Genomic DNA, 21108 nt, shown 5'->3' on the forward strand with positions numbered 1-21108 from the left:
AGGAGATAGTTAAAGGTACTGCTCTTTTCTAGTCAACATCATGCTAGATACGCTGGACTTGGATCTTTGCCTCGATAAAAATATCTATGATTCTCAGATTGAGACGCTAATGCGTCAAGTGCGATCGCTCCAAAAGGCTTGCTGGGACAAAAAGCTACCCATGATTGTCGTGCTGGAAGGTTGGGCGGCAGCGGGGAAAGGTGCTTTAGTCAAGAAAATGGTCAATTACATGGACCCGCGAGGGTTTACGGTTCACCCGATTTGGCCTCCCAACCAGGAAGAGCAACAATACCCTTTTTTGTGGCGCTTCTGGCGGAGACTGCCAGTAAAAGGCAGTATTGGGATTTTTTATCACAGCTGGTACACCAATGTTTTAGAAGACCGGCTGTTTGCACGAATCGAGGACTCAAAAATCCCAAGCGTGATGGCCCAGATAAACGCCTTTGAGCGCCAACTGGTGGATGATGGAAATGCGATCGCTAAATTCTGGATTCATCTAAGCCGCAAAGAATTAAAGCACCGGCTCAAAGAATATGCCAAAGATCCGTTAGACGCTTGGCGGGTGCGTCCAGAAGACTGGAAACAAGAGAAACACTACGGCAAATATGTAGATTATGCCGAAGAAATGCTCGTCCAAACCAGCACTGGCTCCGCCCCCTGGACATTAGTTGAGGGCAACTGCCAACGCTGGGCGCAGGTGAAAGTCCTCACCCAATTCGCTGCCACTCTCACAGAAGCCCTCGACCGACTGCACATTCGGACGCCTATCACCCCTGTACCCCCTCAAAAACACCTCAACCCAGCAGAACCGGATCTCTTAGCGCAAGTCGATCTCAATCTCGCTCTTTCCAGGGATGAGTACAAAAAGCAGTTACGCGATGCCCAAGTAGAACTGCTGAAGCTTCAAATGAAGATTCACAAACATCAAGTGCCCGTCTTGGTGCTGTTTGAAGGTTGGGATGCGGCTGGGAAAGGAGGAGCCATCAAACGCTTAACCGATGTCCTCGACCCCCGCAGTTATGCCGTTCATCCCTTCGCAGCACCTACGGATGAAGAGAAAGCGCATCACTACCTCTGGCGGTTCTGGCGGTGGTTGCCAACAGCAGGGACAATTGGCATTGATGACCGCAGCTGGTACGGGCGAGTGTTAGTAGAGCGTGTTGAAGGTTTTGCCACAGAACTGGAATGGCGCAGAGCCTACCAGGAAATCAATGAGTTTGAGAGCCAACTGACGAATGCAGGCTACGTTTTGGTCAAGTTCTGGCTGCATATTAGTCCTGAAGAACAGTATCAGCGATTCATATCGCGTCAGAATGACCCCTTTAAAGAATACAAACTCACCGCCGAAGATTGGCGAAATCGGGACAATTGGGCTTTCTATGAAGTGGCGGTCAATCAAGCAATTCAGCGGACGAACACTCCTAACGCTCCCTGGACAATTGTTGCTGCGAATGATAAATACTATGCCCGTGTTAAGGTAATTCAAACCGTAACCGAGGCGATTCGGGCAAAATTGAAACGTCAATAAGAGGCAATCGGTAATCGCTGGTGAATAGTCGTTACCAATTACCCATTACCAATTACCCATTACCAATTACCTACTATGTTTTTACTACTAACGCGGGTTCTGCTGTGGCTGCTGATTGGCACCTTAGTCTACTTTTTGTTAGTGCGATGGATTCCCAAACAATATCTCGCTTGGTTGGGCGGGCTGCTGTTGTTTGTCATCATGGTGATGGCGTTTTACAACCCCAATGAAAGGTTGGTATCGAGTGCCTGGAACATTCTTTCGTTTCCGCTCAAACCGTTGGGGTTGTCGATTATGCTTTTGTTGTTCGCCATCGGCGGAGTGAAAAAGAATGCGCTAACAGGCGTAGCTTGGAACCAACTTAGGATAGCCTTCTTCGTTTTGTTGTTGTCTAGTTTGCCAATCGTTGCCTACTGGCTGGCTCAGCAAGCGGAAGTGGAGGCGATTCAACTGGAGCAACGACGCCAACTGATTTGTCAAACTCAATGTCCGGCTGATATTACGCCGACCGGATCTCAAATTGTGGGGGCGATTGTGGTGCTGGGGCGAGGGACGACACAACCCAATCTTCCCTACCGGACGCAGATTCAATTAACTGATACAGGCGATCGCATTCTATACTCTGCTCAGCTGTATCAAGAACAGCTACGGAGCGGTAATGACCCCTTAGTGATTGTCAGCGCAGGACCTAGAGCGGAGCTGACAGGAAATCAAGATAGTGTTAACGAGGCTAACGATGTCGCGGCGCTGCTGGTCAGGATGGGTGTACCCCGCAACCGAATTGTGATTGAACCGCGTGGGGTTGATCTCCGCACCAGTGCCGTCAGGGTTGAGGAAATCTTGAGGCAGCGCGGTATTCGATCGCGCCGGATTATTCTCGTTGCCTCCGGCTTAAATATTCGCCGTGCCAACCTTACGTTTGCCAATTTGGGCGTCACGGTCATTCCCAGAGCTACAGATTTCTTTACCTTTCAAAGTGGGGCAACGCCTGCCCGACGCATCACCGTCACGGATTTTGTTCCCACCGTGGAAGCGCTAGTCACGACAACGCGAGTGGTAGAAGAATATCTCACTTTCATCTACTACTTCTTACGCGGCTGGTTGACACCCCTCGTTTTATAGAAGCAGCACGAGCGCCAATTCGTCTACGATGGTTTGGGATTGGATGTTAGGCGAAAGCTTCTTGCAGGTTGCAAGAAAGTTTTTTGTCTGTTGCCTTTTCTCAGTTTTTAATCCTCAGTCCTCACAGAATGGCTCACTCTCGGCTGCAAAAATTGGGTGCTTATCTGCGTCCCCACTGGCGACAGGCTACCTTAGGCGTTATCGCGCTGTTTGTTGTGAATGCAGTGGGCGTTTATATCCCTTTGCTGATTCGAGATAGCGTTGACGAACTCCGCCAAGCGTTCGACTTCGCTCAAATCTGGAAGTATGTAGCGCTAATCCTGATTCTGGCTTCGGCAATGTGGGTAGTGCGGATGGCTTCGCGCATCTTGCTGTTTGGAGTCGGGCGACAAGTAGAATTTGACCTGAAACAAAAGATTTTTCAGCATTTACTCACCCTGGAACCGTCTTATTTTGCGAGCAACACTGCTGGAGATTTGATTAACCGGGCGACTAGCGATGTGGATAATATCCGGCGTCTGCTGGGATTTGCCGTATTGAGTTTGGCGAATACAGTTTTTGCCTACGGACTGACATTGCCGGTGATGCTGTCGATTAATTTGAAGCTGAGTCTGCTGGCGATCGCAGTCTATCCGTTTATGCTGATCGCTGTGCAGCTATTTAGCGATCGCCTACGGAACGAACAGCTGGTGTTGCAAGAGGAACTCTCTAGCATCAGCGAGTTGATTCAAGAGGATATGAGCGGGATTGGTCTGATTAAAATCTACGCTCAGGAGGAGAACGAACGCCGCGCCTTCTCCCGGTTAAATAATCGCCTGTTGCAAGCCAATATCCAATTAGCAAAGACCAGAAATGTCTTGTTTCCAATCATTCAAGGCATGGCTTTTATCAGCTTACTGATATTGCTATGGGTTGGAGCGCGGTCAATTGTGGCAGGTGCGATCACAATTGGCGATTTTCTGGCATTAATTCTCTATACTGAACGATTAGTTTTCCCCACCGCTTTACTGGGTTTTACGATTACTGCCTACCAACGAGGTGAGGTGAGTATCGACCGCATTGAGTCAATTCTGATGGCAGAAGCCAAAATTAAAGATTCTCCGAATGCACTTGCATTACCAGTTGAAAAAGTAAGCGGTAAATTAACAGCGCGTCAACTCAGTTATACGTTTCCGGGAGCCGAAACTCCCGCGCTTAAGAATGTTAGCTTTACGATTGAACCAGGGGAAACCGTGGCGATTGTCGGACCAATTGGCTCCGGAAAATCGACACTTGCCAATGCCTTGCCGCGATTAGTGGATATTCCAAGCGATAGTTTGTTCGTAGATGGCAATGATATTACGCAGATCAAATTGCCCGATTTGCGCGGAGCCATCGCTTATGTCCCGCAAGACAGCTTTCTGTTCAGCACTACCATCAAAAACAATATTCGCTACGGCAATCCTCTGAGCGAACAGACAGAGATTATCAATGCTGCCAAGCAAGCGCAAATTCACCCGGAAATTCTCAATTTTCCCCAGCAATACGAAACCGTTGTGGGTGAGCGCGGCATTACCCTCTCAGGGGGACAGCGACAACGGACGGCTCTCGCCCGTGCTTTGCTGATGGATTCCCCGATTCTGATTTTGGATGATGCTCTCTCCAGCGTTGATAATCAAACTGCCACAGCCATTTTGAATAATCTTTCGGAAGGCATCCAGCGCAAAACGGTTATTTTTATCTCTCACCAATTGTCTGCGGCTGCAACTGCCGATCGCATTTTTGTGATGGATCGAGGTCAAATTGTGCAGTCTGGGACTCATGCCGAACTTTTGCAACAACCTGGACTTTACCGTTCGCTTTGGAACCAGCACGAGCTAAAGGAAATCCTCAGCTAATTTTAGTAGCACTCAAGTAGCGATCGCTATTTGAGTTTCTTGAGGTAATGCAATTCGATTCGTCGGGTTGGATGGTACTTCGGAAACCCTGGGTGTAAAGAACATTAAAGCCGAACCCAGCAGACAATTAACGCACATTTTTCCGATTCCTCCTCAAATAAAGCGGCTCTTGGAGTCATCTGTTTGAGGTTCATTTTACCCATACTTTTTAAAATGCCAGCACTGAAGTGATATGATTGCCCTACTCAATCGGTTCTGGTGGGGAGCAGCCACCAGAGGTAACGGGGAAAGTTCGGTGTAAAACCGTCGCTGTCCCGCAGCTGTAATGAGATCCGTCGTTTTGGTCTCTCAGCCAGAATACCCGCCGAGAGAAATTGATTTGCGAAATCTGCGAGGTACAGAATATGTCTAAAGATAGACGCTTTGCTTTCTTAAATCTGATGCAAAGCCGAACGGTAATTGTATTTTTGGTTTTAATTAGCACTTTCCTATGTGCCCAGCGGGCGATCGCTCACCATCCAATGGGTGGCAAGACGCCGTCTAATTTCTTTGAAGGGTTCTTTTCAGGGCTAGCCCACCCCTTGATTGGACTGGATCATTTTGCGTTTGTGGTGGCGATTGGATTACTGGCGGTTGGGCAAGTGCGGGGCGCGTTCATCCCAGCCGGGTTTGTATTGGCAGCACTGGCGGGAACTGGGATTCATTTACTCAATCTAGATTTACCGGCAGCTGAGATAGCGATCGCCGGTTCCGTGATTGTCTTTGGGGCGCTGCTGCTAACGCCAAACAAACCAAACTGGATGGTTCTTATAGCGCTGGGAGCGCTTGCTGGTTTATTTCACGGCTATGCTTATGGCGAGGCAATCGTCGGTGCTGGTATGACACCGCTTGTTGCTTACCTTCTGGGTTTCACTTTCATTCAATATGGCGTTGCCTTGGTTGCCATGCTGATTGGCAATGCAGTGAGCCGGAAATCTGCCACTCAACCTTTATCCTGGCAGCGATTTGCCGGTTTGGTTATCTGCTCGATTGGAGTGGTTTTCTTAAGTAATTCCGTCCTCGGTTAATGATAATCTCGCGCAAAGGTGCAAAGACGCTAACAGAAACTTTGCGTCTTTGCGCGAAATTTGAAAGGAAATTATCCTGATTGTGCAACACCAAAATTTAAGTGTGAAACGGCACGGTTACTAGCGGCAGAAACCCTAGTAGTATCCAATGCCAAAGCCATAAGCTGGGTGAAGCTGACTCCTCTGATGGTGCCAAAAGCGCTTCGATTCTCTCCTCTAAACGATTTCGAGGGGTCATGGCACTGAACGCTGCACAGAAACTTTCAGACTGTACTGGCGAGACACTCACCACCAATAGCAGAGATTCTGCTAACAATAAGGGATCTACCTGTTGCGCCGCCCATCGATCCGCACGAAGTTCCCGCAATAGTAAAAGTTCTTGCCACAAAGCTTCTGTATTCGGCAACCAAGCGGTTATCTGGCGCACCCAGCCAAGCCAGAAAAACCAAAACGTATCCCGATAATAGTAATGCGCTTGTTCGTGGGCGAGAACTGCTTCTAGATGATCTCGATCGAGGGTTTCTAACAATCCCTGACTGACGACTAATTCAGGCTGCCAGAAACCAATTTGGGCGCTAAATAGAACGCTGGCATTGAGAAGGCGACCCAATTTACCTTCAAGCTCGATTTGGGGATAAGTGCGTGTCTGTTGTACCGAACGCCATCCTTCATGTGCCAGCTTTAGACATAAGATTCCGGCAACGCCTAAAAATCCCCAGGCGAAGGAGTAACTGAACCATCCGGCTTGCAGTCCTCCCATTTTTCCGTCTGCACCCATACAAATAACCGCGATCGCTGTCACGATCAATAGCAGCGGCGGAAACAAAAATAACCCAAAGGATCGTTGCCAGCGTTGCGTCCAAGTTCCTGATGGCTCTAACCCTGTGCATCTCAGACACCACGCCAATCCTAACGCCGTCAGAATCATCGCTAGATGCATAATTTTCCCTCCTCTCTCGCTTTGCGTGCGGATTGAAGACGAAGCGCGATCGCTTCTATTTGCTCTACGCTAGCGCTATCTAGGCTATCTGCAAAGGCGGCGACGACATCTGGATTCCCCACTGCCAGAAACTGGTGTAACTGTTCGTGCGCTTTAATGGCTTGCGCTTCTTCCCGCGATACCAAAGGTTGCCAGCAAAAGCTCCGTTCTTGTTTATCGCAAGCTAGCCAACCTTTTTGAGTCAGGCGACGCAGCACCGTTGTTACTGAAGTATAAGCTAACTCTCGGTCTGGGTCAGTCAGAATGCGATCGTGTACATCTTTAACGGTGGCAGAACCGAGTTCCCAGACGATATTTAAAATCTCCGCTTCCAAAGGGCCAAGGGAAAGTTGTTTGGGACGGTAGTTAGGTAGAGGAACCATACATCTGAACTTTGTGCCTTGTGCAATCTCTGAATAAGCTTACACTCCAAACTTGCACTCTTGTTCAAGTTTGACAGCTTGTCTTTTGACGGCAACAGCGACTCAACTCAAAATAATGGGGTTGCATCCCAATCAGAGCAAAATCTGCTGACATTGAGCCTGCGTAGGCAGGCTTTGTTTGTGTAGCCACAGACTTACAGCCTGTGAGCAATTGGCTACTAAATGACGGGTGTTACGCAGTGCTTTCTCAACGTCTATGTTCTCAACGTCTATGTTATGAGTCGCCTTTCCCGCAAGATTGTCATCTTCAGCATTATCTTCAGCATTGTAATGGCACTGCTGAATTCGTCGCCGATGGCTCAAGCTCAGCCATTACAAATCACGCTAATGGCGAGTACCGATACAGCTCAAATGAGTGCTGAAGGCTTCTTCAAGCGCGGAGTTTACGAGGTATTGAGCGGAGATTACCCTGAAGCGATCGCTGATTTAAACCAAGCAATTCGGCTCAATCCCGATAATGCCCAAGCTTACACGAATCAAGGTCTTGCCCGCGCTGCCCTCGGAGATACGCAAGGAGCGATCGCTGACTTTAGCCAAGCAATTGAGATCGACCCCAGCCTCGCTTTAGCTTACTATAATCGGGGTTTTGTCCGCTCTCAACTACAAGATTATCTGGGAGCAGTAGAAGACTTTAGCCAAGCGATTGAACTCAATCCTCAGGATGGCGATGCCTATCACTGTCGCTGTCTCATTCACTACACGTTGGGAGATAAGCAGGGAGTGAGAGCAGATTTTGAGAAAGCCACCGATCTCTATCTACAACAAGGGAAACGACAACAATATCAAAGTTTACTACAAGAAATTAAAGAGCTTCATTCGTCAAGTCATTTTCTAGTTTCTTAATCATTTGTTGCCTTGAATTGTCAACGCGATCGCTAAAACTCGAAGCAATTAGCTAAAACGATTATTAACTAAAACTTTATTGGAAAAAATATATGAATAAACACTTATTGTTCAATAGTTTTTTGATGGCGAACGTTGTAGCAGTATTCATTGCCCCTCCAGTTCTGGCGGAAGTTACACAAGTCACTAGCATTCGTTTAATTCCCACAAGTAGCGGCATTCAGGTAATTTTAGAAACTACGGGTGGTAAGCTTTCTCAAATTTTGACATCCAGCAATAACGATATCTTTATCGCTAACATCATCAATGCTCAGTTGAGCTTACCCGAAGGGATTCGTTTCTATCAAAACAACCCTACTGATGCAATTACTGCTGTATCTGTTACTCCTTTGGATTCTAATAGTATTCAGGTAGTCATAATTGGAAAGGCTGGGATTCCGCCCGGAGAAGTTAATCAAAGTGATTCCGCGCTTATTTTCAACCTAGATAATACTACTGATTCCATAGCATCTGAGCCTGATAGCGAGTCTGATGAAACGCCTGAAGCATTTGAATCAAGCGAGTTGGCAACTGAGCCAGAAGTTCAAGTAGGAACAAATGAAGAAATTGAATTAGTCGTAACGGCGAAAAGAGAAATTTTTCCAGAAACATCTACGCCCGTCTATACAATTAATCAAGAAGAAATTCAAAAGCAAGGCGCTAATAGTGCAGCGGAAGTCTTGAGAGGACTCCCTGGATTTGCCATTAATGATGCCGGTTTCGGGGCAGATATTCATACTGGCACTTACTACCGGGGACATTCGATTAATCAGTCTGTTTTTCTCCTCAATGGCAGACCTATCAACACGAATATTAATACTTATCATGGTGCTACCGACCTTAATAGTATTCCAGTAGAAGCAATTGAACAAGTGGAATTATCTAGCGGCACCAGTTCTACTTTATATGGTTCGGAAGCTTTTGGAGGAGTTGTTAATATCATCACCAAACAAGGGCAAGAAGTTCCTAAACTCAATGCTTCAGTTGAATATGGCTCTTTTAATCAGTCCAACTATCGGATTAGCTCCGGGGGTTCTGCGGACAATCTAAGATTTAATCTTGGCTATGAAGATTACGAGGCAGATAATCGTTATGCTGTCCCTAAAGGTGCAGCTAATCGGGATTCCGAAGGTCTTTTATTTAATGGAGATACCGCAACTAGCAACTACTTTGGCGGGATTTCACTAGATTTGAATTCTAGAAATACTCTTAGTTTAGATGCTTCTAAAATTAGCAGTCGTCGTGGGTTACTTTATTTTGGGTTTCCTCTGCAAAAAGACAGATTAGACCACGATGCTTTTAATATTGGGTTATCTTGGAAGACTTTGCTAGGAGAAGGTGAGGATTCTGTTCTGAAAACGACACTTTCCTATAATCAAGATTACTTTAACACCTATGGCCCAACTCAAAATATCTTCTACCGGACTGGTACCCTAAATTCCCAAGCTCTCAATGCTAGGGTAGAACATCAGTGGCAAACATCTCCTCGAAATACTCTAACTTGGGGATTCGATGTACAAAATAGTTACTTGAATGGGGATGTGTTAAGTACGGTTCCAAATCAGATTGCCCTTAACGAAACTGAAAATCGAGATAGATTTCATACAGCAATATTTGCTTTAAATACTTGGAAAATAAGTAACTCATTACAGGCAGATTTTGGTCTACGGCAAAATTTTAATAGTGACTTTGGGAGCTATTTGAATCCCAGTGTCGGGGGACGGTGGGCTGTTACTCCAACGGTGGCTGTGCGGGGCAGTTGGGCTTCAGTGCAGCGTAATCCTGGCTTAGATCAATTGTATGTTTTTGATACGGTTCATAACTGGTTGCCGAACCCGGATCTAAATCCAGAAACCGGATCTTCTTGGACGGCTGGAGTTGATATCCAATTTTTAGAAAATTTGACAGGACAGTTTACCTATTTTGGCAGCCGTTTAAACGACCGCCTCGGAGTTATATCAGGACGCTGGGCGAATATTGGTTTAGTTAATACAAATGGGTTGGAGGCAGCATTACGGTGGCAAATGACTCCGCAATGGTCAACTTTTCTTAACTATACTTATACAGATGCGCGAATTGAGACCGGCTTGGAGAAAGGATTACAGCTAGGTTTAATTCCTTACTCAGTAGGGCAATTCGGGGTTGGTTATGCGAGTGGAGGATGGCAATTGAATCTATATGCAAGTTACCACGGCGGGGCACGGAGAGCTTTCTTTAATAATCCTGGGGAGAGTAACAAAGATTTTTCCCCGTCCTTTTTAAATTTAGATTTGAGCGGTCGGATTCCGATTACTAAGAATTTTGGGATTACAGTGAATTTAGAAAATTTTGCTGATGTAAGGTACGAGAAAGCAAATCGAATCTATCACCCCGGTTTAACTTTACGAGTTGGCTTACAGTCCAATTTTTAAAAATTTTGGATAGGTATTGGATAGGGTAAGAGTAGAATTTTACTGCTTTTTGTCAGAGCGATCGCTTAACGCAATCCTGTCATCATCCCGAAATTACCTCCTTGAGATAGAGGTATTTATACCGCTAGACAGGTGTAATTTTTGATGAAAGCGCAACTTTCTACCGAAATTGATTGAATTATGGCTCTTTATCGTCGAAATTTCCTGTTTCTGCTAGGTGGCACTGCCGGAGCAGCCGTCATTGGGGCTTTCCCCGCAGCTTGTGCAGCTCAAACAACTCCAAAAAGTGAAAACCAGCAAGCACAGCAGCAGACACCGCAAGCACAACAGCAGGGGCAAACGGCAAATACTTTTACACTGCCGCCTTTACCTTATGCCTACAATGCTCTGGAACCCCATATTGATGAGGCGACGATGCGGTTTCACCATGATAAACACCATGCCGCCTACGTCAAAAACCTGAATGAAGCCGTGAATAAATACTCGCAACTCAAAGGCAAGAGTCCTGAAGAATTGCTTCGTGACATCAATAGCGTGCCAGAAGATATTCGTACTACAGTACGCAATAACGGCGGCGGTCACGTAAATCATACGATGTTCTGGGAAATCATGGCACCCAATGCTGGTGGAGCGCCGACAGGAAGAATTGCCGAAGCGATTAATCAAAGCTTTGGCAGTTTTGACGCTTTCAAAAAGCAATTTAATGAAGCCGGTAGCAAGCGTTTTGGCAGCGGCTGGGCTTGGCTGGTTCGCGGCAAGGATGGTAAGTTGCAAGTGATGAGTACGGCGAATCAAGATAGTCCGTTGATGGAAGGAATGTATCCGATTATGGGCAATGATGTCTGGGAACACGCTTACTATTTGAAATACCAAAATAAGCGTGCTGATTATTTAGATGCTTGGTGGAACGTCGTTAATTGGAATGCAGTAAACCAGCGATTTGAGAAAGCATCAGCTTAGTTGAATGCCGCTGATTTCAGCCCTAAACTAAAGTTTGGGCTAATAGCTTAAACCCGTTTAAACGGGTTTAAAGGCTGACCAGTAAGTTAAAGCTTACTTTAGCTTTAATCCGGAAATTTATTTGCAAACTCTTTGTGTTAGTGCCATCCCGGCCTAGTTGCTCGAAGCCTTGGTTAGCAGGCTCAATTGAGGCTGTGAAGCGCGAGGTGGCTCTCGCAGTGCTAGATGGACTTCGTTTGTCTCGCCGGATTCCCGCCTCTGGGAAATTTGCTCTCATCGGGATGCTCCCGATCCTGGGAACCCAATGCATCTACAGCGCTATTTTTGTAGCTTAATGATAATAATTGACAATAACTCTTTTTGCAGCTATATTCAAAGGTTGTCAATTACGTTACTAAAAGTTGATAACACAGGCTATAGAAGATGGCTTCAAAGAAAAGCAACCCTTTGTACAGGTAGTGGGTTGAGAATTTGTTTGTGGTAACTTAACAAACGGTTCTTAGCTACCTAGTTAAAAAACATTGTCAATATAAGATTTTATTGAGGAGTAACCTGGTGAAGCGTCGAAAGTTTGTGTTTTTAATGGGACTGGCAACTGCGAGCGGTGGGTTAGCGATCGCCTGCTCTGACAACCAGAGTGCCACGACTCCCAATGCAACCTCCCCAACCAGCAGCCCTGCCAGTACGAATGCCGCCAGTCCATCTGCCAGCCCAGTTGCCGCCACCGGCCCATTGGAAAAAGAACTGGTGGTCTACTCAGGACGGGACGAGAAACTGGTTGGCGACCTGATTAAACAGTTTGAAAAGGAAACTGGGGCGAAAGTACAAGTCCGCTATGGCGACACCGCTGAGTTAGCAGCAGCCATTCTGGAAGAAGGTAAAAATAGTCCGGCTGACGTTTTCTTTGCTCAAGATGCCGGGGCACTCGGAGCAATGCAAAAGGCAGGTAGGGCATCGCAGTTGCCAACTTCACTGCTCGATCGGGTAGAAAGCCGCTACCGCTCACCGGATGGGAAGTGGGTTGGAATTACGGGTCGAGTGCGGACAGTAGACTACAACACCAAGTTAGTTAAGGCAGCAGATTTACCAGAATCTATCACTGGCTTTACCGATCCAAAGTGGAAAGGAAAAATTGGTTGGGCACCTACGAATGGCTCCTTCCAGTCCTTTGTCACCGCTTTGCGCGTCTCGCAAGGGGATGAGAAAGCTAAGCAATGGCTAGAAGGCATTAAAGCCAACAATCCCAAAACTTACCCCAAAAATGCGGCAATTGTAGAAGCGCTATCCCGTGGGGAAATTGCGGTCGGATTTGTCAATCACTATTACTTGGAAAAGTTCAAGCAAGAAAATCCCCAAGCTCCCGTGGATCATCACTTTACCAATGATGTGGGTTCCTTAGTCAACGTGGCAGGCGTGGCAATTTTGGAGGGTGCAAAACATCCCAATATTGCTCAGAAGTTTGTGGACTTCATGTTGGCTCAGGATGCTCAGAAATACTTTGCCACCAAGACTTATGAGTATCCACTAGCTTCGGGAATCGCTCCGGCGGGGAATTTAAAAGCACTCAACGGAATTCCCAGCCAAGCGACTGCCATTGACTTAAGCAATCTGAACGACTTGGATGCAACGTTGAAGCTTTTGCAGGAGACACAGGTAATTTAAGTCGTTTGTGGGAATGGGGAATAAGTACTGATAACTCTTATTACCCATTACTAGCCTTCAAAAGTGATGTTATTTCCGCACTTTTGTTGAATTGCTGGTTGTTAATCCTCATATCGATTAACTGATTGGAGAAAGCAGCTCGACCCCCTTTATTTCTGACTTTAACAGCAGCGGCAGTAGCGATCGCGATCGCTCTGCCTCTGACTTATTTGGTCATCCGGACGGCTGGTGTCGGTGGGGAAGCGCTCTGGGAATTAGTTTCCCGTGCGCGAACTCTCACCATTTTGTTCAACAGTGCGGCGATGGCGGCAATCGTGACCCTGTGTTCGGCATTGATTGCCGTACCACTGGCATTTTTAACCGTGCGAACCGATTTACCGGGACGCCGATTTTGGCTAATTGTCACGACCTTACCCTTGGCAGTTCCTAGCTATGTAGGAAGTTTTACGCTGATTGCCACCTTTGGACCACGGGGTAGCTTGTTGCAGTTGTTGCTAGAACCTTTGGGGGTACAGGAATTACCTTCCATCTACGGTTGGCCTGGGGTGATTTTGGCACTCACCTTATTTACTTATCCTTATTTGCTGTTGAGCGTCCGTTCTGGATTGCAAGGAATTGATCCCACCCTGGAGGAAGCCGCCCGGAGTTTAGGTCAAAGCGGTCAAGCTACTTTCTTTCGCGTTATCTTGCCCCAGTTGCGCCCGTCATTGGTGGCTGGGGGTTTATTGGTGGCGTTGTACTCGCTGCGGGACTTTGGGACGCCGTCGTTAATGCGGTTTGATGCCTTTACGCGAGCGATTTTTTTGCAGTACAAGGCAAGTTTTAACCGCAATTCAGCGGCGGCTTTGGCGTTGGTATTGGTGGGACTGGTGTTGTTGATTTTGTGGTTAGAGTACCGAGCGCGATCGCGTGCAGCATACTATAGTCGCGGCTCCACCTCCCAGCGCCCCCCTAAAGTCTTGCTGCTGGGGCGTTGGAAGTGGCCTGCGGTGGCTTTTTGTGCGGTCGTGACAGCGATCGCTTTAGTGCTTCCTATTGGCATTACCGTGTTCTGGCTGATTCGCGGACTCCATAATGGCTACAGCCTGCCGAATCTGGTACCGGCTGCACTCAATTCCATTTTGGCGTCTGGAATTACAGCGGGTGTCGCCACTCTTTTTGCCTTACCTGTGGCAATTTTAGCGGTGCGGTTTCCTGGGCGAATTACTTCAATAATTGAACGCTGTTCTTACATTGGCTTTGGCTTGCCTGGAATTGTGGTGGCGCTGTCGCTGGTATTTTTTGGGGCGAACTACTTGCCACAGTTGTATCAAACTTTGCCGATGTTGGTGTTTGCCTATCTTGTCTTGTTTCTACCTCAGTCGGTGGGAACCGTGCGGGGTTCGCTTTTACAGGTGAATCCGCAGCTGGAAGAATCGGCGCGGAGTTTGGGTAGAAGTTCGTGGCAAACTCTCAGAGAAGTTACGCTTCCGCTGGTGCGCCCAGGTGTTATTGCTGGAGCTATGTTGGTGTTTCTGACGGCAATTAAAGAATTACCGGCTACTTTGCTATTAGCACCGATTGGCTTTGAAACCCTGGCTGTAAAGATTTGGAAAGCGACGGAAAATGTTGAGTTTGCTGAGGCAGCAACTGGCTCTCTATTTATGTTATTAGTTTCGATTGGCTCGACTTTATTACTGTTATCTCAAGAGCGTGTGAGGAGTTATAAGTAGGCGGAAATGGTTTGTAGGAGATTTTTTTGACGAACCGCCAAGGACGCGCTAGCGTTCGCGAAGCGGCGCGAATGCGCGAGAGATGAGCATTAGCGCTATAGGACGCCAAGGAAGAGAAGGAAGCGGGTTTCATGAATCACTTAAGATTTCTATCTATATGGTTTTTATCAAATTCAGGACTTACGCAACTGGCACAGCGATAGCGAAGCGCTGCTGCGAAGCGCAGATCGCATAAGAACACCACGAAAGCGCGATCGCTCAGAAAAACTACGCTATGCCCCGTATGGCAAGGCGTTTCTCCTCATGCACGCGATCCTTCCTGATGGATGATGGCGATCGCTGTGCTAATCTTTGCGGACATACTGGCGGATACGTTGAGCCGTCTCTTCTGCCCGGACTTGTGCGGTTGCCTGCTTGCCACTTTCGGGTTCCCAGTTGTACTCGCGACTGGAATAGTACTGAATTGCAACCTGTCTCTTGGAAGTCAACACCAAAACGATCTGATAGTTGACATCGTAGAATTTGTCACCATCACCATCTTCTTTTGGAACTAGTCTTCTACTAGGAGTCAGCTGAACCTGAACATCAACAAAATCCCTCAGCGTGTAGGTCTTGACCGTATTACTGTCCTGGGAAATGATACAGTGACCTGACCGATCGAAGACCCAAACTTTAGATGATTGCACGTTCGCTTTCAACCACTGTGCGGTCACTTTTGCGTATGGGTTTGGAGCCACATATTTGTCAATCCAGGTTTGCCCAAATCCAAGTGCCAATTGCCAGGGACAGTAAACTCTACGACTGACCTCATCTGCTATTGGCTGCACTTGTTGCCACTCTGCTCCCTCCCAGGGAGACTTTACAGATGGGTGAGCCTGCCCACACAGACACAGTAACTCGCCCGATCGCATTTCGACGAAGAGCCGCACCTTTGCCCAAGGGTCTACATCTAAAATAACCCGATGAATATCTGAAAAATCATAATGTTCCTGGCGTTGTCTCCACAGACTCCCATATTGGTAAGTCAGTCGATTCTGGGTTTGGTCAATGCAATAAGACTCGATTAATTTAGAGCGGATACTCAAAAGACTGACATACAGCGCGTTGATTCCCACAAGGAAGAACATACAAGGGAGTAACCCAGACCACTGCAACCAGTCCACCTGTGCAATGCTTAAGCGATTTGCTGTAGGGTCTTTTAGGAAGGTGTTGATGCGATCAACACTCTCCTGCGTATTATCCAACCCAGAAGTTTTATATTCCCTTAAAGGAACTTCACCTTCACTGGTTTGTAACAGAACTTGGTAAAATACCCCATCATCTACATTTGTTGTCAACTCCACAGCCTGCAAATTACGAATGGGTGTGTTCTGCCACACCCCCAACCCCAACCAGCCCGGTTTGCTTAACTGACACGTAACCTGCGTCAGTTCTATCCGTTGGCAGTTCAATTTTGCAGGTCCGGTCCAGAGAAGGAATCCAACTCCTATCCCGGTCACGAGAATTTCTCGGAACACACGACCGAAGGACACGTAATTCTGGCGGAGAACTAATTTATTTGGAGACTGTTCAGCAATTTGCGTCATAGCAACTTTGAAGCAAGGATTGAAAATAAGAAATGTTGATGTTTCAGCTTTAGCAACCGAAGACGACTTCCTACAAGAACCTAACAAATTGGTTTTGCCATGCTGGGGCTATCAGCATTGCTACAGGTATCAGAGCTTCTGTTTAATTTAATACGCTTCGCTGGTGCTATATATTTGTTCTTAGGAGTACAAATGTTGATGAGCAAGCAGCAGGTTCAGTCATCGAAAACGGTTACTCCAACTGTTCACCGAAGACTTTTCTGGACTGGATTGGTCACCAGTATCACTAATCCAAAGGGAATTTTATTCTTCTTTGCATTCCTGCCAGAGCTTGTTGTTACCACTACAGGTCCCGTACCATTGCAAATGTTTGTCGTAGGGTTGACATTCAGGTTCTCAGGAGAAAATTAGTTGCTCAACTCAGGCGTCCATCGTTAGCCATGTCCTTGGCCTAATTGTGGAGATGCAATCTGCGCTTCGCAGCAGCGCTTCGCTATCGCATGTGACAGTTGTGTAAGTCCTGAAATTATTTGTTGTGCCAAAGAGATATTTAATCAAGCCGCCTATTTTAAATTTTGAGTTATGCAATCACCGGCAATTTTACGCTTACAGAATGTAACGAAGCAGTTTAGTCAAAATACAATTCCGGCTGTTGAAGATGTAACGTTGACTTTGCAGCCAGGGGATTTGTTAGGATTGCTGGGGCCATCTGGCTGCGGTAAAACTACACTGTTGCGGCTGATTGCAGGTTTTGAACGACCTTACCGCGGAAGCGTGGAGATTGCGGGGCGAACGGTTGCTGATTCCCGTTGTTGGGTGCCGCCAGAGCATCGGGACGTGGGAATTGTCTTTCAAGACTATGCCCTGTTTCCTCATCTGAGTGTGGCGGAGAATGTTGCTTTTGGGTTGCAACAGTTGAGTAAACAGCAGGTCAAGGAACGCACGGAAGATGCGATCGCGCTTGTCGGTCTGCAAGGATTAGAAAAGCGTTATCCTCACGAACTCTCTGGCGGTCAGCAGCAACGGGTTGCCCTCGCCCGTGCCTTAGCACCGCGACCAAAGCTGGTTCTCCTCGATGAACCTCTGAGCAATCTCGATATCCAAGTACGTTTGAGGTTGCGCGAAGAAGTGCGAGAGATTCTCAAGGCAATTGGCACTTCAGCAATTTTTGTCACCCACGACCAGGAAGAAGCACTTGCCATCTCTGATTGGGTGGGTGTTATGCGTCAAGGACATTTAGAGCAATTGGGCACTCCGGAAGATATCTACACCCACCCCGCCTCGCGGTTTGTTGCCGAATTTGTCACCCAAGCCAACTTCCTTCCTGCCCAACGCCAAGGTCATCTGTGGGAAACAGAAGTCGGTTGTTTTGATGTCGCCCTTAACGGACGGCAAGACCCCATTTCTAGCCTCACCGGCGAACTCATGATTCGCCAGGAAGACTTGATCTTACAGCCATTTCCTGATGCATCGGTTGTCATCCGAACCAGGCGCTTTTTAGGGCGCGAGTACCGATATTGCCTCCAAACTCCCTCTGGTAAAGAACTCCACGCTCGCACGATGACTGATACCGCCTTGCCGGTAGGAACGCGAGTGCAGCTATCGATTGCCGGTGATAGCGTTCGAGTTTTTCCCAACTAAAACTCTCGATAAATTAGGGAAATTGCTCATAGCCCCCTTTTTAAGGAGGTTGGGGGATCTCCAAATCCGACCCGGCGAACTGGGCTTGGTCGGGGCTTTTTGATTGCCATGCCCCTACAGATGTATCGCACTCAACAGCGACGCAAGCGAGTGAGTAGCAGCACAATTTCGTCCATCGCCTGCCGTATCGTTGGGGCAGATTGGTCGGATTGATTGACGAGAATGCTAAAAACAATCGTTTGATACTCTGGGTGATTCATATACCCAGATAAGGAAACCGTTCCACTCATCGTTCCTGTCTTCGCTTGCACAATGCCTTGGGCTGGAGTATTTTGAAAGCGACTTTTTAGGGTGCCGCTGACACCGGCAACCGGGAGAGAGGCGCGGTAAATTGCGGCTTCTTTGGTTTGGGCGATCGCTTCTAGCGTTTGTACCAGTGCTTTTGGACTCACTAAGTTGTGACGAGACAACCCGGAACCATCAGCCATCACGTAACTGTTGGGATCGACGCCTAATTCCGTTAAAGCTTGTTTAACAGCAGCTAACCCCATTGCAGCCGAATTCTCTGAATGTGTGGTTTCCTCGCCTTTACCGGCGGCACCCAGGGTTCGCAATAAAGCTTCTGCGTAGAGATTATTGCTGTTCTGGTTCGTCTCCATCAACAGAGTCTCCAACGGCGGCGACTCCACAGCAGCTAATTCCCGTTCGTCCCCCCTTTCTCTGCCAGATCCCACCTGCGACTGTGCGATAGGAATCCCCGCAATTACTAAAGCCCGCCGGAAGTGCTGCAAAAAATACTGGGCGGGGTCGAGAACTGCCACACCCAAGGATGCAGGTTCGGCACCCGCAGGCAGCTGACCTTTAATCTGTAATACGGGTTTCCCCAGTACAGCGCTAACGGCGATCGCTGCGGCTGATTTCGCTTCAGATGTCACCGTATTATTTTCAATTCGCCATTGCGCGATCGCAATTGGATCGATCCAAGCGGTTTGTAGCGGTTGCCCAGGCGATCGCGGTGATAGGGTCAGCACGGTAGCATTTTGATTCAAAATTAAACTATTAACGGGTGCCGCATAAGGTGCCTGTAGATCGCCCCATTCCCAACTGGGATTTACTGCCTGTCCTTGAAAGTAATCATCCTCGACAATTAGCTGCTGTACCTGACGAATTCCCTGGCGCTTTAGCTGTTGTGCCAAACTTCTCATCTGGGTATCGCTAAAACTGGGGTCGCCTCGTCCGACAACGCGCAATTCTCCCCCGTTTGTGCCATAAACTGAGGTGCGAATCCGAAACTGAGAACCTAATTTGTTTAAAACCGCTGCTGTTGTCAACAGCTTTGTATTCGATGCGGGGATAAAGTAACGGTCTGGTTCGCGGCTGTAGAGGGTGCGTTCTGGAAATTTTGAATTTGTCGATAATGGTTCTATTAAAATTCCCCAACGAGTACGAGAAAATTCCGGACGGTTGGTGACAGCATCAATCGCGTTTCCTAGTTGGGCAGGACAAACCAACGCAGGGGATTGGGGTTTTTCTGCTTGAGAAACCTGCTTTGAATTTATCGAAGGATTCGGAGAAACAGCGGGATTATTTGCCCTCGCCGCTTCCTGCCAGGATAGCAATTGTGTGTTTAGGAGCAACAGGAAACTCAGGCATTTACTGATTTTAGTAATTTTTAGGAATAAGTAGGGGCGCGGGAAAAAGCTAAAAATAGATAAACTTGTTTTTTTGAGACTACAGGTTTCTTTATGCTGGGATAAGCTGATACTTTCTTTTGACAACCTACTTACCATTCAGATTTTTCCAAATAAAACTGACTTGTCAATAAAAATACTACCTTGGATAGGTGCAAAAGCACGATTTAGTTTACCAATAAAAATATTTCTAATGGTAGAGCTTATCGAGTCTTAAAAAGTGAATAAAATACAGAATAATCATAGATTTTTTTGTATTTACAACCGAAAAAAATAGGTACTTATAATCATGGCACTTCAAGAGCGCGATTTTGAGAAAAGCAATCGCCATACAGAGGCACCCCGTCGGAACAACGGAAGTAAATATTTTTTGGTTGCTCTATTAAGCGCACTTTCGACATTGGGTTTAGTTGCTGCTGGTTGGTGGCTGTATCAGCGAATGCAGCAAGAAAATGCGATCGCTCCCGCAGAAGTTCCAGTGACGACCGCTAGCCCTACTGTCAGCTCAACCATTAGCCCCACCGTCGCCCCAACTGCTCCCGTCGCCCCAGTCGCCCCAGCGCCCAGCCTTGGCATTCAACCCGGTCAATTTGTTGAGCCTGCTTTAAGCAACAAAGGGCAGGTAGAATTAATCGCCGTCCGCAGAATTCTCGGTGCGCCTGATGAAGTCAGCGTGGATATGCGAATTAATCGTCTTGCAGACGATGTGGTGGGAGGAGACCTGATTAATGTCGGTGGGACAACTGCCCGGAATCCGATCACCAGCGAAACTTATCAAGCACTCGATCCCTTAAAGCGTTCATCCGGAACGGTTTCTTTATATCAGATGCGCCTGGGGCAACCGCAAGAAGGCTATGTCGTGCTAAAAGTCCCCGCAGGTGTTAGCACCCTCGATATCTATGTCGATCAAACGCAGGCGTTTAAAAATGTGCCGATTGCGGATGCGAACACCAGCCCAGTGAGCGGAACCGCCCCCGCTTCCCCAGTACCCACCATCGCGCCATCGCCCCAAGCTCAAGCACCTGCAACCACTGCGCCAGCATCTAGCGCTGACATTCAACCCGGTCAATTTGTACAGCCTGCTTTGGGCACCAAGGGGCAAGTAGAGTTGCTGTCTGTGAAGCGAATTCAAGATCCCGATTCCAGAAACCGCGACGTGGTAAACGTGCAGATGCGCGTCCGACGTCTGTCAGCGGATCGAGTGGTTGGGGGTGACATCATTACTGTGGGCGGAACCACTGGGCGGAATCCAGAGACGAGCGAAACCTACAAAGCCGTTGACTTGATTAATCGCTCGACGGGAACCGTTTCTTTGTTCCAGCTGCGCCCACAAGCGTCAGCAGATGCCTATGTCTGGCTGAGGGTGCCAGAAAACGTCAATTCTATTGACCTCTACGTGCCGGAGGTACAGGCATTTAAGAATGTGCCCATTTCTAAATAGGAGGGAATCGGTAATGGGTCATGGAAAATAGGGAATTGTCAGTCCTTATTCGTCCATAATCATGAGTCCTTAGTCATTTCTTCTTAGTTCGTTGCTTCTGACTCAC

Annotated in this window: 17 protein-coding genes and 1 riboswitch; of the genes, 11 read left to right on the forward strand and 6 right to left on the reverse strand. The window is 47.5% G+C overall.

The window, feature by feature from the left end; all coding sequences use genetic code 11:
• Positions 1 to 40: 40 nt before the first annotated feature.
• The 3 genes from pap to NDA06_RS15395 all read left to right on the forward strand — a co-directional run bounded on the left by pap (position 41) and on the right by NDA06_RS15395 (position 4527).
• Positions 41 to 1528: a polyphosphate:AMP phosphotransferase gene (pap, locus tag NDA06_RS15385; protein ID WP_190985634.1), complete on the forward strand. Its 1488-nt coding sequence runs from the start codon at positions 41 to 43 to the stop codon at positions 1526 to 1528.
• Between the two features lie 75 nt (positions 1529 to 1603).
• Positions 1604 to 2650, forward strand: coding sequence for a YdcF family protein (locus NDA06_RS15390; protein WP_190410690.1), 1047 nt, complete (start codon positions 1604 to 1606; stop codon positions 2648 to 2650).
• A gap of 128 nt (positions 2651 to 2778) precedes the next feature.
• Positions 2779 to 4527 carry an ABC transporter ATP-binding protein gene (locus NDA06_RS15395; protein WP_190410691.1) on the forward strand — a complete coding sequence of 583 codons (1749 nt, stop codon included), beginning with the start codon at positions 2779 to 2781 and terminating at the stop codon, positions 4525 to 4527.
• A gap of 12 nt (positions 4528 to 4539) precedes the next feature.
• Here NDA06_RS15395 and NDA06_RS15400 read toward each other — a convergent pair whose 3' ends face one another.
• Positions 4540 to 4665, reverse strand: a complete 126-nt coding sequence (locus tag NDA06_RS15400) for a hypothetical protein (RefSeq protein ID WP_277878354.1) — start codon at positions 4663 to 4665, stop codon at positions 4540 to 4542.
• A gap of 95 nt (positions 4666 to 4760) precedes the next feature.
• Positions 4761 to 4911, forward strand: a riboswitch (cobalamin riboswitch).
• 20 nt (positions 4912 to 4931) lie between these two features.
• Here NDA06_RS15400 and NDA06_RS15405 point away from each other — a divergent pair.
• The gene (locus NDA06_RS15405; protein ID WP_190432791.1) at positions 4932 to 5594 is read left to right on the forward strand and encodes a HupE/UreJ family protein; all 663 of its coding nucleotides are present in this window, start codon (positions 4932 to 4934) and stop codon (positions 5592 to 5594) included.
• Positions 5595 to 5691: 97 nt separating this feature from the next.
• Here the strand turns inward: NDA06_RS15405 and NDA06_RS15410 are convergent, their stop codons facing one another.
• Both NDA06_RS15410 and NDA06_RS15415 read right to left on the reverse strand, forming a co-directional pair.
• Positions 5692 to 6534 carry a M56 family metallopeptidase gene (locus NDA06_RS15410; RefSeq protein ID WP_190410693.1) on the reverse strand — a complete coding sequence of 281 codons (843 nt, stop codon included), beginning with the start codon at positions 6532 to 6534 and terminating at the stop codon, positions 5692 to 5694.
• The gene (locus NDA06_RS15415) at positions 6525 to 6956 is read right to left on the reverse strand and encodes a BlaI/MecI/CopY family transcriptional regulator (RefSeq protein ID WP_190985633.1); all 432 of its coding nucleotides are present in this window, start codon (positions 6954 to 6956) and stop codon (positions 6525 to 6527) included. The genes NDA06_RS15410 and NDA06_RS15415 overlap by 10 nt, the downstream gene beginning before the upstream one ends.
• 222 nt (positions 6957 to 7178) lie before the next feature.
• Between NDA06_RS15415 and NDA06_RS15420 the strand changes: the two genes are divergently transcribed.
• From NDA06_RS15420 to NDA06_RS15430, 3 genes are all read left to right on the forward strand, one after another.
• Complete coding sequence (locus NDA06_RS15420; RefSeq protein ID WP_190985632.1) at positions 7179 to 7859, forward strand: tetratricopeptide repeat protein; 681 nt, start codon at positions 7179 to 7181, stop codon at positions 7857 to 7859.
• Between the two features lie 92 nt (positions 7860 to 7951).
• A complete protein-coding gene (locus NDA06_RS15425; protein ID WP_242047438.1) occupies positions 7952 to 10309 on the forward strand; it encodes a TonB-dependent receptor in 2358 nt (785 codons plus the stop codon).
• A gap of 180 nt (positions 10310 to 10489) precedes the next feature.
• Positions 10490 to 11269 (forward strand): superoxide dismutase, encoded by a 780-nt coding sequence (locus tag NDA06_RS15430; RefSeq protein WP_190535444.1) that lies wholly within the window; start codon positions 10490 to 10492, stop codon positions 11267 to 11269.
• Between the two features lie 67 nt (positions 11270 to 11336).
• Here NDA06_RS15430 and NDA06_RS15435 read toward each other — a convergent pair whose 3' ends face one another.
• Positions 11337 to 11546 carry a hypothetical protein gene (locus tag NDA06_RS15435; protein ID WP_190985631.1) on the reverse strand — a complete coding sequence of 70 codons (210 nt, stop codon included), beginning with the start codon at positions 11544 to 11546 and terminating at the stop codon, positions 11337 to 11339.
• A gap of 278 nt (positions 11547 to 11824) precedes the next feature.
• On the opposite strand from NDA06_RS15435, the gene NDA06_RS15440 reads away from it, so the two are divergent.
• Complete coding sequence (locus NDA06_RS15440; protein ID WP_190666488.1) at positions 11825 to 12931, forward strand: extracellular solute-binding protein; 1107 nt, start codon at positions 11825 to 11827, stop codon at positions 12929 to 12931.
• A gap of 125 nt (positions 12932 to 13056) precedes the next feature.
• A complete protein-coding gene (locus NDA06_RS15445) occupies positions 13057 to 14643 on the forward strand; it encodes an iron ABC transporter permease (protein ID WP_190985630.1) in 1587 nt (528 codons plus the stop codon).
• A 344-nt stretch (positions 14644 to 14987) separates the two neighbouring features.
• Here the strand turns inward: NDA06_RS15445 and NDA06_RS15450 are convergent, their stop codons facing one another.
• Entirely contained in the window at positions 14988 to 16229 is a 1242-nt protein-coding gene (locus NDA06_RS15450) for a hypothetical protein (protein ID WP_190985629.1), read from the reverse strand.
• A 582-nt stretch (positions 16230 to 16811) separates the two neighbouring features.
• On the opposite strand from NDA06_RS15450, the gene NDA06_RS15455 reads away from it, so the two are divergent.
• Positions 16812 to 17870 carry an ABC transporter ATP-binding protein gene (locus tag NDA06_RS15455; RefSeq protein WP_190985627.1) on the forward strand — a complete coding sequence of 353 codons (1059 nt, stop codon included), beginning with the start codon at positions 16812 to 16814 and terminating at the stop codon, positions 17868 to 17870.
• A gap of 131 nt (positions 17871 to 18001) precedes the next feature.
• On the opposite strand, the gene dacB is transcribed toward NDA06_RS15455, so the two are convergent.
• Positions 18002 to 19507, reverse strand: coding sequence for a D-alanyl-D-alanine carboxypeptidase/D-alanyl-D-alanine-endopeptidase (gene dacB / locus NDA06_RS15460; protein ID WP_242047437.1), 1506 nt, complete (start codon positions 19505 to 19507; stop codon positions 18002 to 18004).
• Between the two features lie 343 nt (positions 19508 to 19850).
• On the opposite strand from dacB, the gene NDA06_RS15465 reads away from it, so the two are divergent.
• Positions 19851 to 21002: a hypothetical protein gene (locus NDA06_RS15465; protein ID WP_190985625.1), complete on the forward strand. Its 1152-nt coding sequence runs from the start codon at positions 19851 to 19853 to the stop codon at positions 21000 to 21002.
• Positions 21003 to 21108: the final 106 nt, after the last annotated feature.

Source organism: Trichocoleus sp. ST-U1 (genome assembly GCF_039961835.1).
GTDB lineage: Bacteria > Cyanobacteriota > Cyanobacteriia > Cyanobacteriales > FACHB-T130 > FACHB-T130.

Coding starts and splice junctions, on each gene's coding strand:
- NDA06_RS15435 (WP_190985631.1), bottom strand. CDS start 11,546: ATGAGAGCAAATTTCCCAGAGGCGGGAATCCGGCGAGACAAACGAAGT.
- NDA06_RS15410 (WP_190410693.1), bottom strand. CDS start 6,534: ATGCATCTAGCGATGATTCTGACGGCGTTAGGATTGGCGTGGTGTCTG.
- pap (WP_190985634.1), top strand. CDS start 41: ATGCTAGATACGCTGGACTTGGATCTTTGCCTCGATAAAAATATCTAT.
- NDA06_RS15390 (WP_190410690.1), top strand. CDS start 1,604: ATGTTTTTACTACTAACGCGGGTTCTGCTGTGGCTGCTGATTGGCACC.
- NDA06_RS15455 (WP_190985627.1), top strand. CDS start 16,812: ATGCAATCACCGGCAATTTTACGCTTACAGAATGTAACGAAGCAGTTT.
- NDA06_RS15450 (WP_190985629.1), bottom strand. CDS start 16,229: ATGACGCAAATTGCTGAACAGTCTCCAAATAAATTAGTTCTCCGCCAG.
- NDA06_RS15405 (WP_190432791.1), top strand. CDS start 4,932: ATGTCTAAAGATAGACGCTTTGCTTTCTTAAATCTGATGCAAAGCCGA.
- NDA06_RS15425 (WP_242047438.1), top strand. CDS start 7,952: ATGAATAAACACTTATTGTTCAATAGTTTTTTGATGGCGAACGTTGTA.
- NDA06_RS15395 (WP_190410691.1), top strand. CDS start 2,779: ATGGCTCACTCTCGGCTGCAAAAATTGGGTGCTTATCTGCGTCCCCAC.
- NDA06_RS15420 (WP_190985632.1), top strand. CDS start 7,179: ATGACGGGTGTTACGCAGTGCTTTCTCAACGTCTATGTTCTCAACGTC.
- NDA06_RS15415 (WP_190985633.1), bottom strand. CDS start 6,956: ATGGTTCCTCTACCTAACTACCGTCCCAAACAACTTTCCCTTGGCCCT.
- NDA06_RS15465 (WP_190985625.1), top strand. CDS start 19,851: ATGGCACTTCAAGAGCGCGATTTTGAGAAAAGCAATCGCCATACAGAG.
- NDA06_RS15430 (WP_190535444.1), top strand. CDS start 10,490: ATGGCTCTTTATCGTCGAAATTTCCTGTTTCTGCTAGGTGGCACTGCC.
- NDA06_RS15400 (WP_277878354.1), bottom strand. CDS start 4,665: ATGTGCGTTAATTGTCTGCTGGGTTCGGCTTTAATGTTCTTTACACCC.